Raw genomic sequence first — 712 nt, 5'->3', positions numbered from 1 at the left:
CCGATTGGGACGGAACCCAAGGGCATGTTCGGTGGTGGCAATCGACAAATTATCCCAGCAAAAGTGATTAGTTCAGCTAACGGGATGAGCACGATTGAAATTACCAACAGCTTTAACTTGATGAGCGATGGTTTAACAATGAAGCAACTACCAGACAAGAGCTTTGGAGTCTTTGAAGGCTACAAGGCTCTTTATTATAAGGGAAAGGAATGATAATTAATGGCAATAGCAGCAAAAGATATTGCAAGCATCTTTACTGGTATGGACTTAGGTGCAGAAAAGATTGCTGAAAACTTTAACAAACTACTTGAAGAGAATATTGGTCAAGACAATCAATTAGACACGTTGAATAATAAGACGCTGAAAATTGGTAATTTTATTGGGAACGATAATCCTAATATAGATAACTTAGAGCCTGGAATCTATCCATTTGGTTTCTGGCAAGACAAACCAATTTCAACAAATGAAACATCATGGCCTAAGCGTATTCGTGGTGGTGCTGAATGGGGCTGGATTGTTCAATATGGGGGCAAAAATCAGGTCAAGGCCCAGTTTATTTTTGGATCTGGTGCGGTACTTTGCTATCGAGCATGTCAACACCGATTTTAAAATGTAGGATTTCACCGGTTTAAAAATGTCGTTTTTCACCGATTTACTTTTGTGTCTTTGTGTGTTCTTGATAATCTTTCATTCGATATGATTTTCCAGTAAT

Annotated in this window: 1 protein-coding gene and 1 pseudogene; both read left to right on the top strand. The window is 38.5% G+C overall.

What is annotated here, in order from left to right:
* Positions 1–213 (top strand): annotated as a pseudogene (locus tag HUK49_RS10600) (fibronectin type III domain-containing protein); the annotation flags it as partial.
* Positions 214–219: 6 nt separating this feature from the next.
* Positions 220–609 carry a hypothetical protein gene (locus HUK49_RS10595; RefSeq protein WP_191913669.1) on the top strand — a complete coding sequence of 130 codons (390 nt, stop codon included), beginning with the start codon at positions 220–222 and terminating at the stop codon, positions 607–609.
* Positions 610–712 lie beyond the last annotated feature (103 nt).

It is taken from the genome of Limosilactobacillus portuensis (assembly GCF_014838735.1).
Taxonomy (GTDB): Bacteria; Bacillota; Bacilli; order Lactobacillales; family Lactobacillaceae; genus Limosilactobacillus; species Limosilactobacillus portuensis.
The sequence above is the reverse complement of the archived record's forward strand: the minus strand, read 5'-3'. Positions and strand labels throughout refer to the sequence as shown.

What these genes read in the sequence shown, in the direction of transcription:
- HUK49_RS10595 (WP_191913669.1), top strand. Translation starts at nt 220, where the DNA reads ATGGCAATAGCAGCAAAAGATATTGCAAGCATCTTTACTGGTATGGAC.